Annotated in this window: 12 protein-coding genes; 4 read left to right on the top strand and 8 right to left on the bottom strand. The window is 52.9% G+C overall.

The features are described 5' to 3' along the window. Positions 1 to 491, bottom strand: a 491-nt coding sequence (locus HDR50_RS10975; RefSeq protein WP_291358203.1) for a relaxase/mobilization nuclease domain-containing protein, incomplete at its 3' end; no start/stop codon positions are given. Next, positions 481 to 990 carry a hypothetical protein gene (locus HDR50_RS10970; RefSeq protein ID WP_291358201.1) on the bottom strand — a complete coding sequence of 170 codons (510 nt, stop codon included), beginning with the start codon at positions 988 to 990 and terminating at the stop codon, positions 481 to 483. The genes HDR50_RS10970 and HDR50_RS10975, both read right to left, overlap by 11 nt. Before the next feature lie 22 nt (positions 991 to 1012). Here HDR50_RS10970 and HDR50_RS10965 point away from each other — a divergent pair, with 22 nt between their 5' ends. Then, positions 1013 to 1360: a hypothetical protein gene (locus tag HDR50_RS10965; RefSeq protein WP_291358200.1), complete on the top strand. Its 348-nt coding sequence runs from the start codon at positions 1013 to 1015 to the stop codon at positions 1358 to 1360. Positions 1361 to 1748: 388 nt separating this feature from the next. Here the strand turns inward: HDR50_RS10965 and HDR50_RS10960 are convergent, their stop codons facing one another. From HDR50_RS10960 to HDR50_RS10945, 4 genes are all read right to left on the bottom strand, one after another. Further along, complete coding sequence (locus tag HDR50_RS10960; protein ID WP_291358199.1) at positions 1749 to 2240, bottom strand: nuclear transport factor 2 family protein; 492 nt, start codon at positions 2238 to 2240, stop codon at positions 1749 to 1751. 23 nt (positions 2241 to 2263) lie between these two features. After that, on the bottom strand, positions 2264 to 3817 hold the full coding sequence (locus HDR50_RS10955; RefSeq protein ID WP_291358198.1) for an outer membrane homotrimeric porin: 1554 nt from the start codon (positions 3815 to 3817) through the stop codon (positions 2264 to 2266). 10 nt (positions 3818 to 3827) lie between these two features. Then, positions 3828 to 5777, bottom strand: coding sequence for an FAD-dependent oxidoreductase (locus HDR50_RS10950; protein ID WP_291358197.1), 1950 nt, complete (start codon positions 5775 to 5777; stop codon positions 3828 to 3830). A gap of 87 nt (positions 5778 to 5864) precedes the next feature. Beyond that, the gene (locus tag HDR50_RS10945) at positions 5865 to 6704 is read right to left on the bottom strand and encodes an amidohydrolase family protein (RefSeq protein WP_291358196.1); all 840 of its coding nucleotides are present in this window, start codon (positions 6702 to 6704) and stop codon (positions 5865 to 5867) included. A gap of 84 nt (positions 6705 to 6788) precedes the next feature. Here HDR50_RS10945 and HDR50_RS10940 point away from each other — a divergent pair, with 84 nt between their 5' ends. After that, positions 6789 to 8177: a sigma 54-interacting transcriptional regulator gene (locus HDR50_RS10940; RefSeq protein WP_291358195.1), complete on the top strand. Its 1389-nt coding sequence runs from the start codon at positions 6789 to 6791 to the stop codon at positions 8175 to 8177. Between the two features lie 52 nt (positions 8178 to 8229). Here HDR50_RS10940 and HDR50_RS10935 read toward each other — a convergent pair whose 3' ends face one another. After that, complete coding sequence (locus HDR50_RS10935) at positions 8230 to 9660, bottom strand: hypothetical protein (RefSeq protein ID WP_291358194.1); 1431 nt, start codon at positions 9658 to 9660, stop codon at positions 8230 to 8232. A gap of 503 nt (positions 9661 to 10163) precedes the next feature. Between HDR50_RS10935 and HDR50_RS10930 the strand changes: the two genes are divergently transcribed. After that, positions 10164 to 10931, top strand: a complete 768-nt coding sequence (locus tag HDR50_RS10930; protein WP_291358193.1) for a glucose 1-dehydrogenase — start codon at positions 10164 to 10166, stop codon at positions 10929 to 10931. A gap of 780 nt (positions 10932 to 11711) precedes the next feature. Next, positions 11712 to 13355, top strand: a complete 1644-nt coding sequence (locus HDR50_RS10925) for a CTP synthase (RefSeq protein WP_291358192.1) — start codon at positions 11712 to 11714, stop codon at positions 13353 to 13355. Positions 13356 to 13445: 90 nt separating this feature from the next. Here the strand turns inward: HDR50_RS10925 and aspT are convergent, their stop codons facing one another. Continuing rightward, complete coding sequence (gene aspT / locus HDR50_RS10920; protein ID WP_291358191.1) at positions 13446 to 15143, bottom strand: aspartate-alanine antiporter; 1698 nt, start codon at positions 15141 to 15143, stop codon at positions 13446 to 13448. Positions 15144 to 15274: the final 131 nt, after the last annotated feature.

Below are 15274 nucleotides of genomic sequence, written 5' to 3'. Positions count from 1 at the left end.
TTCTGCGGCTGCCATCCCTGCTTTTTCTCGATCAGCGCCACAATCTTGTGGGCTGCTTCGATGTCAAAGCCCTTGTGAGGCTGGATGACTTGCAAGGTGTCTGGATGAACTCGGTTGACCAATATGTGGGCATGAACATTTTGGGTGTTGGCATGAACAGCCACAAGCGTTTGATGCCCCTCCAACCCCATGCCCTGGAGAAACATCTGCACCGCCTCCGTCACCTGCGCCTCGGTAGGGATCTCGTCCTCGTTCCAGCTCAACATCCAGTGGGCCACAGGCATACGGCTTTTGATTGATTCCTCGGCCAGAGAAACCATTTCCGCCTTCTGGCCTTTCCTTGTGGCGGCGATAAAATTCAGGGCGGATGACCAGACACATTTATCTTTGCCGTCCTCGTCTTTCTCGGCCAACACATAGTCGAACAGGGCGCCAATCATGGCCCGTTTTGTCCGCGTGAGATTGGTGCGCTTGAATTTTTTAAGGATCATTTTCCTGCCCCAAGAAATCAATTGCCGCTTGGATTTTCTTTAATGTCTCCTTCATCTCGTCCCATATTTTTGGTTGATGCGCCTCGGTTGCCAGAACAAAATTATGTTTGAGCAAGCCGCCGAGCCTTCTCAGTTCCCTGATAGCAAGATCATCGGTTCTTGCGATAATGGGTCGTCCTCCGAAAAATTTTCTCCGCATGTATTCGGCGACCGAGATACGCGCAATCGCAGCCTGAGTTTGCAGCCTTTCGTCCTCGGCTTTGGTGATTCTTACCGTGCGGCGGCATGGGTATTTGGTGACTCTCTTCCTCATTTCTTTTGCCTCATGCGTGCGAGAAGCGAAGCGCCGAGCGCGCTCAGGGAGTCCAGAGGGCGAAACCCTTTGGCAGGTTGAAGTGGCTGGCGGCAGCCAGCTACCAACCTGTAAATTCTTACTGCCTTCACAAAACGAAATTTCCCGATCAGCATAAAACGGCACCTCCTCCAGAATTTTGCGCAAGCATACTCAGAGAAAAGAGCCCATGACCAGCGAAAAAAACAAATGCACGGTATTATGTTTTGCTGGACGATGGCCGCAGACAAACGCCCATGCCTTCGACAAGATTAAGGGCCAAGTGTCCTGGCCAGGAGAAGATGTTGGCGGCTGGAAAAAGGTGGAAACGGTCTTAAGAAATCGTCAATCTCATGGGGCAAGGTCTAACGGTCGTGAAGCTGAAATTATGGGCTTATCGGGTCAAGTGTGTCCCCTTGCCCAGATAGTCGATGAGAGAAATAGGGGAACAAAATCTTGGCAAGGAGCCCGCAAAAAGATGCGACGCCATTTGCTGAAACCTGGATCGGGAGGCTGGCGAAAACTTCAAATACTTTGAAAAAAGGAAAATCGTTCAGAAGTGGTCTATCGGCTATGTTGTAAATCTAATGGAATTGGGTAAAAACTTGAATATCCTTCACCATTCTAATAATCTAGTAAACTACAAAAAGGATATTGCTCGGGGATAATGTCCCCACAAACCAATCATCGACAAGATGTGCTGCTGCAGAACGGCTATCCAAATCTAGCTTGGTGAGAAAAGTAGCTGGGATGAAAAGGAGGGACAGATAAACTCATCGAACAGGGAGAACCACCAAGACGGAGCGGAGTGTCAGAGTAAGTCTCATCTACCACTGCTAAAGCTACGAAAAGCCAGCTTGAACACTCCTATCCTCAGGGAGAAGGAGCATCCAATGCTGGCTTTCCGCAGAAAGAGTATTCGTAGCTTACCAACTTTCCTTGGTAAATGGGCATTTCACCCAGCCCTCAGACCATGGGGAGGACTGATCGATGTGCCCCACCAGTTCACTGAAGAGCCACTTTCCGTTCACCTTGACGAACCGGTCCTTATATTTCCCTATCAGGATGTATGCCTCTTTTCCTTCGNGGGTATTGGCTTTCATCGTCAAAAAGCAAACGAGATAAAAGGTGCCNACNGCGCTTTGCCCGTCGCTGCCAANCTCGATGATGGGCGCAAACATGTTGTGTTGCCCCCAGATGATGTCCTGNCCCAGATTCCTGCTNTGCTGCTTTATGGCCTCTGTGCCTCGCGCCGTCCCNCCCACNCCGNTGATGGACCATAGGCCGNCGGGGGTAAACAGCGCTGCCACGCGCTCCNGGTCATAGCCTTCGTCAAGAATGGTGGCATAGGTGTACTTGAGGGCCTTGATGGCCTCCATGTCTTCCAGTTTCTGGACACGGCTTTCAAGCGTNCTCATGGGTGCTTCTCCTCNCNGATGTGTTAAAACGAATAGTTAAAAGTGATGTCAGCCACCCACATGTCCGTTTTGGAGAAGGTGGTATCCGCNGGACGCTTCCAGGTGTCCTTGTCCAGCATATTGACCACATANCCGAACTCAAGGCCCATCTTGAGGTTTTCGTAGATATTGACCACCGTGTGCACGTTGANCTCAAGCAGGTTGTCGTTGCGCGTGAGGTAATAGTCCAATGTTTCGGGCACGCCCTGCCACGCGATGCACGGGTCNGAGACNCCGCGCGACAGATAGGCGGCATACTTGACCATGGACGGATCATTNGTGCCCTGGATCCATGTGGCCCGGATAAGGTGCTGGACNCCCTCAATGAAGGAGAGGTCCTTGATCCGCAGGCCAAGCCCCCAGGTGCCGTCGAACGACATGGAACGGTCATTGCCGCCGATGCCGCCGTAGAGGCAGGTGGCGTCGCCCAGCATGCTCGTGAAGTTGGTCTGNGCATAGAGGTANGGCAGGCGCTCGGAACCGTTTTTNAGGTTGCCGTCGTCGCCGGAGCTGTACCANCCAAAGATGCCGGGCACGCCCCAGTCCAGCTTGTATTCGGCCAGAGCCTTGACGAGCCAGCCCTNGCGCTCGGAGCTGGCCCGCTGCGTNCCNTAATGAACGCCGTGGAGGATCTCCTCCACGGTGTAGCGGCCCATGGGCGCGGCATAGCCGTAGTCAAATTCAAACTCGAAGCGCCAGGGGTCGANGTCCAGCGTCAGCGGCAAGGCCCCCCAGAANAGGTCGCCATAGGTCTTGCTGGTGGAGTGAGGCTGGTTGACATTGCCGAAAGGCACGGAACCCAGCGAACCCACNAGGTTGCCGCCGTCATAGCCNGTGAAGACGTAGTTGTAGCCCCCATGGTCGTTGGGAACNTTGAAGGTGTTCCGCCCCTGCATGCCGAACATGACCCAGGGGGTCATTTTGAGNGGGCCGGCCTGGATGGGGACACTGAGCACGAACAGGTCAAGATTNTCCAGATAGTTGGCATCCTTGCCCGTGTAGTTGTCGTTATAGGGACGGAGCCACATGCCGGTGAGACCGAAATTCTCATTGGCCTGCCATGAGGTGACGATACCGGCAACGCTTTTGTCGGCCAGGATATTGCTCTCACCGGCAGCCTGCGGCAACGTGAGATTCTGGATGCCCATGCGCGTCTTNATGTTGGTGTCGGGCATCTGCCAGTCGATGTACGCCTGGCGGAGTTTGATGATGTTCCCGTCCGCCCCCAGGGCACCNCCCGTGGAGGCNTGGCCCCAGCGGATATGCCCGATTTCAAAATTCAGCGCACCGGAAAGNTTTTCGGAGGCAACGGCATCCAGCCACAGGCGTACGCGCTGCCGTGCCTTGAGCTTGTCGTTGCTGATGGGATTGTTGAGATGCGTGTTCCCCTGCTTTTCCGCGAGGCTGTTGACGTTGACGCCCACGCCAAGCTGCCACAAGCCCCGCGCCTTGAAATCAATGGCACCNGCCCCCGGCTGTANGCCCGGCAATAACAGTGCAAGCGCCAGAACGCCCCCCGCAAGATAACTCCTCTTCATGGTGTCCTCCCTAGATGTTCAAGACTTCAAGAGCCATGGACGTGGCGTCCTGGCAATTCCCCTGCTTTTCGCAGTCCCCCAGCTTGAGAAAGGGAATCTTTGCNGCTGNCAGTTCCTGTTCCAACGCGGCGTCGGGCTTGACGCCCAGGGCCAGGACGACCGTATCCACAGGCCCGATTTTCTTTTCCNCCCCGCTTGAGTCCGCGGCGATGACGCAGCCNTCCTCGATNCGCAGGACCTTNCTGTCCGTGTGGATGCGCACCCCCTNTGCCTCGAGGCGCGCCAGGAGGGCGTCNCGNACCGTAAAGAACAGCTCCCCGAGNACGGTGGGCTGCATTTCGATGACATCAACCGTTCTGCCNGTGTCGGCNATGAACTCCGCCGTCTCGCANCCCACCATGCCCCCGCCGATGATGGCGACGCGCTGCCCGAGGCTGGCCAGGTCNTCGCGCAATACCGCCTGGGCNGTGGTGTGNGGNANGCTGTCCAGGCCGGGGAAGGGGATGCGGAGCGGNNTGCCCCCGGTGGCCAGCAGGATCACGTCCGGCTTTTCCGCTTCCACCAGGCGCATGTCGGCGGTGCAGCCAAGCCGCGTCTCCACGCCGGCCTCGTCCAGGCGTCCTGCCATGTGCTCAAGATAGGTGAGGATGTCGTTCTTTTTCGGCGGATAGGCGGCAAGGAGGAACTGGCCCCCGAGCCGGTCCTCTTTTTCGCAGAGGACGACTTTATGCCCCCGTCGGGCCGCAAGCCACGCGCTTTCCATGCCCGCAGGGCCGCCGCCGATGACCATGACTTTTTTGCGCGTTGCAGCCGGGGCTACCTCCGCTTCGCGCTCGCGTCCGGTGAGGGGATTGAGGGCACACCTGACAGAAATTTCCCTGCTGGTGCGTCCGATGCACCCGTCATTGCAGCCGATGCAGCTGCGGATACGCCGGTGATCGCCCCGCGCGGCCCTTTTGGGAAGTTCCGGGTCGGCCAGCGATGCGCGCCCCATGCCGATGAAATCGGCGAGCCCTTCACGGTAGAGGGCTTCTGCCTGAAACACGTTCGTGATTCGCCCGGAAACAGCCAGTGTGGCATCCGGTCCCACCGCCTCGCGGATGACCTGGAGACGGGGCCTGTTGGTCACATCGCCGTAGCTGGCCGGGGGGAGGATGAGCTGGTTGGTGGCGTAGTTGCCCGCCACCACATGCAGGCAGTCAATGGGCATCGCGCACAGCGCTTTGGCCGCACGGGCGCTTTCCTGAAGCGTGAGGCCGCCGGGCACACCTTCTTCTGTCGTCATGCGGTAGGTGACGGGAAAGGCGCGGCCCACCCCCTCGCGCACGGCCTCGATGACCTCGCGGGAGATGCGCAGCCGGTTTTCCAGCGAACCGCCATAGGCATCCGTCCGTTTGTTGGTATAAGGCGAAAGGAATTGCGTCAGCAGGTAGCCGTGCGCGCCGTGGATCATGACCGCGTCAAACCCGGCTTCCTTTGCCCGGCGTGCCGCTGCCCCAAATCGGCGGACAATTTCCTCGATTTCCGCAACGGAAAGCTCATGCACGGCTTCGTCGGAATAGCAGACCGGGCAGTCCGACGGGGCCACGATGGGCATGCCTGTGATGGCGGACGTGGTTTCGCGCCCGGCGTGGTGCAACTGGATGGAGATCTTGCCCCCCGCCGCATGAACGGCGTCCGTGAGGCGGCGCAGCCCCGGAATCTTGTCGTCCGCGTCAATGCCCACGCCGCGGGTAAAGCCCTTGCCCGCCGAATCCACATAGGTGGCCTCCACGACATAGAGGCCGAAGCCGCCCGCGGCCCTTGCCCTGGCGTAGGCGATAAGTTCATCGGTCACCCGACCGTCAGTGCCGGCGAGATAGGTGACCATGGGGGGCACCACCAGGCGGTTCCGCAATTCGAGGGTACCCAAAAATGCCGGCTCAAGTACCCCAATCTGGTATTTATTCTCAGCTCCCATACATCTCCTCACTATAAATAAATGGTTCCTCGGTAGCGACAATTAAAACAAAATGGCCCGCAATATTGCGGGCCATTTGATCCGTGATTAGACATCCAGCTTGAGGACTCGTGCAATATTTTTGTAGAGGAAGTTATCCATATATTCCTCAGCAAAGCCCATTTTTTTGAAGAGTTCCACAGCCGGTTTGAATGGGATAAAGGGATATCCGGTTCCAAAAATAAAGCGTTCTCGCAATATTCCGTGGGAGGCAACGGCATATTGCTCCGCGCCTGGCATGTTATATGTATACATATCAGGCGCAATATACATATTGGGGCACATCATTGCCTGGAACAAAATTTGCGGCACCCAAGGGTATCCCCCGTGGGTATTCACCACAGTCAGCTTTGGAAAGTCCCTGCAAACCCGACCGATATGGTCGGGCATGCTGTAGGTGAGGTCAGGGCCCTGGCCACCACCTGCCATAATGAACACAGGAAGGTCATGATCAGAGCAATACTGGTACACAGGATAAAGGCGAGGATCATCGGTGTGCATGGGAAATTCAGCTGCACCGGGCTCCAGGCCAACACCCTTTAAAGGTCCATTGATGACAAATTCATCAATTTCATCAACCGCTCGGGAAGTGGGCCAGTTGGCATCAAGTCCAGCGATGCCAATCATGCGCGGATATTGCTTTACGATTTCCACAATTTCACTGTTCGGGATGGAGCCGTGAATTCTGGACTGGCGCCCAGTGGTGACGGCCATATCAATGCCGGCCTCATCCATTTCTTCAAACATAAGTTTCGGGTCACGCTTGACTACGGACGGCGGAATCTTCATACAGAAATTATCCGCCCACGACTGGGTCACGCACTCCCGGTAAAGGTTCATGTTAACATAGGACTTCATGGGCGGACGAACACGGCAATCAATGATCATAACTGCGCTCCTTTGGGATAAAGTGAAAATGGGATATACGGGCTTGAGCAAGGAATATGCCAAATTAACGGAGTAGGAGTCATCATGCCCATCAATAATAAAACAAACTTGACCGTCCCCGAGCATATCAGGAAATTATGCGATCTTTCCGATGAGGCTACATGTGTTATAGACTCTGAAGGAAATTTTATTTATGCGAATAAGCATATTGAATATTTTTATAAGATGGATACAAAGGCTCTGCTCCATACACATGTTTTAAAAAATCCAATTCGAAGTAAGTTTTTAACCGACGAATCGCTCCTTTCAACAGGTACAGTAGGTCTTGATGCTATTCATTATAAACGTCCAATCCATAATTTTGGATTGTATGATAAAACACAAGCCGTCATGCTCAACGCATTTCCGTATTTTGATTTTCAAACAAGGGAAATGTATGTTTTTATTCAACATACAAAGTGTGATCAACTTCAGCAAAAGTTGCTTGAAAATTATCGAGAGACATTAAGAAAAGGTATTGAATTCAGCAATGAAGGAATTGCAGGTTTTCCATCTAGCATTATCGCAATTGATTCGGCTATGAAGGATCTTCTTCATATGTTGAAAAAAGCAGCATTAAGAGAAAGCAACGTGCTACTGCTCGGTGAAACTGGGGTTGGAAAGGAGGTACTTGCACGTGGTATTCACGCGGTGAGCAAGCGTTGTGATGGGCCTTTCATTCCTGTGAATTGTGGATCTATCCCCGCCGAGCTGTTTGAATCTGAATTTTTTGGATATGAAAAAGGGGCATTTACATCAGCCGCACAAACTAAGCCAGGATATTTTGAACTGGCCAATTCAGGCACAATTTTTCTTGATGAACTTGGAGAGCTTCCCCTCAACTTCCAGGTAAAACTCTTACGTGTACTCGAAAATAGAGAATGTAGACGACTCGGAGGCCGCAAATCAATCAAGCTGGATTTCAGAGTGGTGGCAGCTACTAACAAGAAACTTATGGACGAGGTACACGCGGGAAAGTTTCGTTCTGATCTTTATTATAGGCTCAATGTAATTTCCGCTACTATTCCTCCTTTGCGAGAAAGAAAAAAAGACATCCTTCCACTTGCAAATTCTTTTATAGATTACTTTAATCATAAAGAAAATCTCAATAAAAGACTCTCAAGGGAAGCAGCAAGGCATCTTGAGCAATACGATTGGCCTGGGAATATACGAGAATTAAGAAATACCATCGAACGCAGTATAGCATTGGCACCGGGAGTTATTATTGATAGAGAAGACCTTAATATTTCAAAAGATATTAATATAAATGATAATTTTTGTAGTTCTCTCGCCAGTTTAGTAGGTGATTACGAAAAGGGAATTATTCAAGAAAGGATCTCTCAGTTAGGCAGCATAAGGAAAGCGGCGAAAAGTCTTGGAGTTAGCCATGCCACTCTGTTGAGAAAATTGGATAAGTCAAGAAGGGTGCCCTAGGAAAATTGATGAGACAGGGGCGATTGGGAAATCGCCCCTGTCAATCTAGTCTTCAATATACTATGCTTCCATACATGTAGCAAATAATTCCAGACCAAATACACATAATGGCCCATGTGATAAATGAATACACTAACAGTTGTCTAAAACCGACAATCTCTCTTTCAGCAAACGCCATTGTGGCAATAGGATTGGCGGCAGGGAAAAACATACCAAGATTTGCGGCGAATACGATCATTCCAAAGACAATATTAGGATTAATCTCTATACTTCCCGAGATAGATCCATAAATTGTCAGTGCAGTTATGCCAATGACCGCATTATTCATAAAATTTGTAAAAAATGCAGGCAAAGCAATAAGGCATACCACAGCCATAATCGTTGAGATTGAACGGAAAAATGCCTCTCCATCCGCTAAAATCATCTGCTTGAGCCCAAGTGTGTCGGATGAAATCGCACCAGCAACTGGAAACAGAAAAGCAAGACAGAAAAATATGGCCCAAGGGAAGAATTGTCCTATTTTCCTGATATCCATCAAGGGTTTTCCATCCACCTGAACGGCCATTAAAATCCCGATAACCATCAACGCCAAGCCACCACCACCCAATTCATTAAATGTCTCTTTTATGTGCCAAGATGCGGGAATAATGGAGGGGAGTAACAAGCAAAACATCCCGATAAGAATACCAACAAACGAATACTTCTGGCGTTTATTCAGCCTTGATGTTTCCCTGATCTCATGTGAAAAATTAGAGAGCATGCTTAGGTCTGGTTTGAAAATATATTTGCAAAGGAGTACATAGAGTGTCAAAATAGATACACATATTGGTAGCATAAAAATGACATATTTCATCAAATTTACCTGCTGTCCAGTAACAGCTTCATACGCTCCAATACTATAAAGTCCAGTAGATTTGAATGGGAGTGAAAGTTCTGACATAAGCATTGCAAGCATTAGCCCAATAAAAAAACATGTCACTGTTTTTGTATGCGGCTTTATGCCTGTCTTATTCATCATTGCCTTAAAAAATCCAAGAAAAATGATAAATACAGCATTGCCAAAAGAAAGAATAGCTGCAATATATCCTGCCATTATAAAATAATAAAAGATGACGAATGGTCTCCCTTTGCAAGATTTTCTGCTCATAAGCAAGTCAAGTACGAAATCTGTCAGATTTGCCTGTTCCACAAATGAGGCCAACAGCAGCAGCGCTAAGATCATGATGATAAGTTGCGTCCCAAAAGCGGTGCTGAGCGCAGAATTCATAGAGCAATAATCTGACATGCCGAATGCCAGAAGACCAAGTATGGAAGGCCACCCCATACCGAAGGTTATCCACCCCCAAAGCGTACCAACGAATATCCCAAGAACCTCCATACTGATTGGAGGTAGGCCGGCTGGCGGAGGTATATATTTAGAAAATAGGAAGCAGCAAAAGATGATTGTATAGTTCAGATATGTCACGATGGTTGCTGACTTCATTCCGATACCCTCCCCACTTGTTTTTCAATTATTCCCATAATTCTAGGGAGCAACTTGCATACCAAACGAATATTGGAAGAAGATTAGCCCTCAGCAGGAATTTTTCGATATTCTGAGCGTAAGAAAACTCTTTATGATATCAATTTGGAGCTCAATTGGTCCAAATTCGTACCAGAGTCTTCATAATCGTCGATATTTGGTTCATTTTTGCACCATAGGAACAGCTTAATGGTCACTCATCCAGCTTTGTGTCCTTACATCCATTTCTCGTATTTATCTTTTTGTTAAAGATGTTTGGTTTTTTTTTGAACCACACCTAGATTTTTCCTCCTTTGAAAACTATTAAATGTCCGAATACCTCCGAACCATTCATAGACGGAAGAGTCTGGACACTCTGGAATCATTGACATAAGTATGTATTATTATATGAAAAATTTTCTAATAATTAATGGTATATTACTTGCTTCCTATTCTGTAATCATTTTAAATAAGGAGCATTAGCTATGTATGACTTGACCGGCAAAGTGGCATTGGTGACTGGTGGGAGCCAAGGAATTGGTCTAGGAATTAGTGAAGCATTGGCTAAGGGAGGTGCCAAAGTCTTTATTGTTGATATTTCAGAAGAAACAACAAAAATTGCCGTTAATGAACTAACAAACAAGGGATTAAATGTATCGTATCAAATTTGTGATGTCCAAAATATAGGTGCGATGAATGATACTTTCCAAAAAATCAAGGATGAAGAAGGGCATTTTGATATTCTCATGAATAATGCAGGCGTAAATAGACGTAAATTTTCATTTGATTATTCAGAAGACGACTGGGATTTTATAATAAATATCAATCTAAAAAGCTGCTATTTCAACACAATAAATGCGGCAAAAATTATGCAGCCTCAAAAGTGGGGACGCATCATTAATACCTGTTCAATTACTGCATTCATGGTGCAAGCGGTTCGATCAATTTATGGTATTTCCAAGGCTGGCGTTCTTCAGTTGACCAAATATCTTGCCCGAGAGTATGCAACCATGGGCATTACTGTTAATGGTATCGCCCCAGGCTGGGTGCGCACTCCTCTTAACACCCAATATTACCGGGAGCATCCTGACGAGGAAAAAGCCGTGCTTGCAGCCATACCGATGGGCTGTCCTGCACTCCCTGAGGATATTGGCGCTGCCGCCCGGTTTTTGGCTTCTGACGAAGCTGCTCATATCACAGGACACACCATGGTCATTGATTGTGGCAATTTGCTTGGCAATGGGGAGATTTGACACGTTTCATAGGCTAAAATCTACGACAGCATATGCGGCGTGATATTTTATCTCCTGATTTATCCCCCTATACCACTTGTTTTGCATACTGCCCAAGTAAATATTATTTGCTTGGGCAGTATGCGTTGGAATAACATAAAATGTTTCGTGTTTGTGGAAATTCCCGAAGGTCACACCTACATCGGTTCGACTCCCTTCATGGCCCACTACCCAAAAGGCTCTCTCATTTAATGTCGCACCCTTGGAAAGTGGCAAGGTGAGACATTCACTCTGTGATGATTCTCAGGGAATTTCGCAATGAAATTAAAGCAGTTGTTGGAAAATTTTCATTGAAAGCGTGAATCTCTCGGCAAGCTAGCCCGCTTGACAACCGGTACCTTCTTCGGCACCATGTCCTCAACTGGCGGGATAAGGTAGTAATTATTTCAATAGCTTGACAACCATGATTGGTGGCCCCCGCCTCCACCAGGAAAGTTCTCAACACGGTCCATGAAAGCCCGCAATGCCTTGAGCAGAGCGGGCTTTTCTGTTTTTATTCTCCTCTGGGGGTTGCTGAAATCCGTTGGAAGCCACGAAAAACGGGGGCAACAATGGGGTGCAAGTTGTGTCTTGCACGTTACCCATACCGAAGTTGCCCTCCTCTTCGTCCGGCGGGCTTCGGAATCGCAAACCTCCGCCAGCCGGCGCACCGGCAAAATGACTAGCCAAGGCGCGCGACATGGTTTATTCTTCCCCGGTTGAGCGATGTGCCGCAGCGCGCGGCAGTGCCAAGGGGGTGCCATGAAAACCAAGTTCATCTTCGTGACGGGCGGCGTGCTTTCCTCGCTGGGCAAGGGGCTGGCGGCGGCCTCGCTGGGCGCCCTGCTCAAGGCGCGCGGGCTGGATGTCACCATCCAGAAGCTGGACCCGTACATCAATGTGGACCCGGGCACCATGAACCCCTTTCAGCACGGCGAGGTCTTTGTCACCGACGACGGCGCGGAGACCGACCTCGACCTCGGCCACTACGAGCGCTATCTCAATGTGCCCATGTCGCGGAAGAACAACACCACCTCGGGCGCCATCTATAACCATGTCATCGCCAAGGAGCGGCGGGGCGACTATCTCGGCGCCACGGTGCAGGTCATCCCGCACATCACGGACGAGATCAAGCGTACGGTGCTTTCGCTCGCGGAGGGCCCGGACGCGCCGGACGTGGCCATCATCGAGATCGGCGGCACGGTGGGCGATATCGAGGGCCTGCCCTTCCTCGAGGCCATCCGCCAGTTGCGCTCTGAGCTCGGCCGCGACAACTGCCTCAACATCCACCTCACCCTCGTGCCCTACCTGCGCTGCGCGGGCGAGCACAAGACCAAGCCCACCCAGCACAGCGTCAAGGAGCTTTTGTCCATCGGCATCCAGCCAGATATCATCCTTTGCCGCTGCGAGCAGAGCATCCCACAGGAAATGCGCAAAAAGATCGCCCTGTTCTGCAATGTGGACGAGGACGCCGTGTTTTCCTCGGTGGATGTGGACAATATTTACGAGGTGCCACTCAAGTTCTATGAAGAGGGCTTTGACCAGAAGGTCGCCATCATGCTGCGCCTGCCCGCGCGCAACGCCCACCTCGAAGCGTGGGAGCGCCTGATCCATGACAGCGCCAATCCCCGCGGCAAGGTGACCATCGCCATCGTGGGCAAGTATGTGGACCTGAAGGAAGCCTACAAGAGCCTGCACGAGGCGCTGATGCACGGCGGCGTCGCCAACCGGGTGGCCGTTGAGCTGCGCTACGTGAACAGCGAAAACGTCACCCCGGAAAACGCCGCCGAGGTCTTTGCGGGCTGTGACGGCATCCTGGTGCCCGGCGGCTTCGGCTATCGCGGCGTGGAGGGCAAGATCGCGGCTATCCAGTACGCGCGCGAGAACAAGGTGCCGTTTTTCGGCATCTGCCTCGGCATGCAGTGCGCGGTCATCGAGTTTGCGCGCAATGTGGCCGGCCTCCCTGAAGCCAATTCGGAAGAGTTCAACCCCCTTTCGCCGCAAAAAGTCATCTACCTGATGAAGGAATGGTTCGATTTCCGCACGCACAATGTGGAACGCCGGGATGACGAGAGCGACAAGGGCGGCACCATGCGCCTCGGCTCCTACCCGTGCAAGCTGCTGCCCGGCAGCAGGGCGCATGACGCCTATGGCACGGACATGGCCGACGAGCGCCACCGCCACCGCTATGAGTTCAACAATGACTTTAAGGAGACGCTCGGCGAAAAGGGCATGATCTTCAGCGGCACCGCCCCGGACGACTCCCTGGTGGAGATCGTGGAGCTGCCCGACCACCCGTGGTTCCTGGGCTGTCAGTTCCATCCCGAGTTCAAGTCGCGCCCCATGCAGGCGCATCCCCTCTTCCGGGAATTCATCAAGGCGGCCAAGACCAGGGCCGAGGCCTGAAGCGCATATGATATGAAGAAGCGCCCCGCACAGCGGGGCGCTTTCCTCAGAGGTCAGAAGGCGCGCTCCCCCAGGGGGAACGCGCTTTTCTCATGCAAATGCCAGAACAAGCAGGCTCGAAAAGACGAGCACGAGGTTCGCCACCGCATAGGTGACGCTGTAGCCGATGGCCGGCAGGTTGCTGTCAAGGGCGTCCTGGATGGCGCCGATGGAGGCCACACCGCAACGGGCGCCGGCCACGCAGCCCAGTGTCTCCGGCGCGGTGAAGCGGAAGACCTTGCGGGCGATGAAGATATTGATGGTCAGGGCCAGCAGGGTGCAGACGATGCCCGTGATGAAGAGCCCCACGCCGAATTCCTTGAGCGCGTGGATGAAGGTCGCCCCGGATGTCAGCCCGATGACGGCGATGAACATGTTGAGCCCGAGCTTGTCAAACAGCCAGATGACCGGCGAAGGAATCCTGCCGAAAGACGGGCGCCGGTTGCGAAGCCAGCCCAGGAAGAGCCCCGAGAGCAGCACGCCGCCGCTGGTGCTGATGGAGACGGGCACGCCGCCGATCTTTATGCTCAGGGCGCCCACAAAACAGCCGAGCGCCACGCCGAAGCCAAGGAAGATCATGTCCGTGGCCTGAGTATGGCGGTCGGAGTAGCCTATTTCCTGCACGGCCTCGGCCACATCCACGGGCAGGCCCACGAGGGTCAGCACGTCCCCGCGCTGGAGCATGGTCTTTGAACGCCCCGGCAGGGAAACGCCGTTGCGGGTCAGGCTGCGTACCACCACGCCCTTCATGAAGGGCTGCTGCCTGAGCTCGCCGAAGGTCATCTTCGCCACCTTGCCCTGCGCGATGGTGACGGGCAGGTTCTCCACGCCAAAGCTCAGCAGCTCATGATCCGCCACTTCGGGGCCGATGGTCTGGCCGTCGTCAACGATGACCTCGCGCCGCCCGCTCAGGACCACGGTATCCCCTTTGCGCACACGAAGGTCGGGCTTCGGGTCCCTTATCTCCCCCTTGATGCGCAGCCGTTCGACGAAGAGGCGCAAGCCCCGGCCGGCAAATTCCCGCTCGATTTCGGCTACGGTGCGCGGCCGGTCAAAAAAGGCGTTCTCCGCGCGGTAGGCGCGAAATGACACCGCCCGTTCTGCCAACATGTATCCGGGCTCGGCCTGAAATTCGCCATCCTCCATGGCGGCTTCGATCTCCGCGATTTCTTTCTGCACTTTCGCCATGCCGCCAAGGAGTATGGGCCCGATATTGGAGAGGAACCACGCCGAGCCGATGGTGCCGAATACATAGGTAACGGCATAGCTTGCCGGAATCATGGACAGGAGAAATTCCTTCTGGCTCTCATCCATCATGAGGCCGCGGATGGTCTCGGCGGTGAGCCCGAGGGAGCCGGAGGCCGTTTGCGAGCCGGCGAAGAGGCCGGCCGCCACGCCCATGTCATAGCCCATGATGCGCGCGGCCACGATGACCGTTGTGGCGCAGATGACAGCCGCCAGCAGCGCAAAGGCCACCTGCTTGAGCCCATGCCCCTTGAAAGCCATGAAAAACTGCGGCCCCACGCTGTAGCCGATGGAAAACAGGAACAGCATGAAGAAAATGGAACGCACGATTTCCGGGATCTGGATCTGCATTTGCCCGATGACTACGCCCACGAGCAGGGTGGCCGCCACCGGCCCCAGGGTGAACGACTTGTATTTGAGTTGCCCGAGCCAGAAGCCGATGCTGAGCGTCAGGAAAATGGGGATGACGGGGTTGGCCCTGAAGATGTGCACCAACCAATCCATGGCAGTTCTCCGCGGGGTACTGAAGTTGAGCTCGTTCCGGGAAAGGCGCCCGGCGCGCAAGCCCCGGAGGCGTCCGATGCCTCGTCCATGAGGGCGAAGCCGGCCGGAATCCCAGAGCGTTTTTTAATCAA

The sequence above is a fragment of the Desulfovibrio sp. genome (assembly GCF_014803725.1).
Classification (GTDB): domain Bacteria; phylum Desulfobacterota; class Desulfovibrionia; order Desulfovibrionales; family Desulfovibrionaceae; genus Desulfovibrio.
Note: the sequence above shows the minus strand (reverse complement) of the source record. Positions and strands in the feature narration are given on the sequence as shown.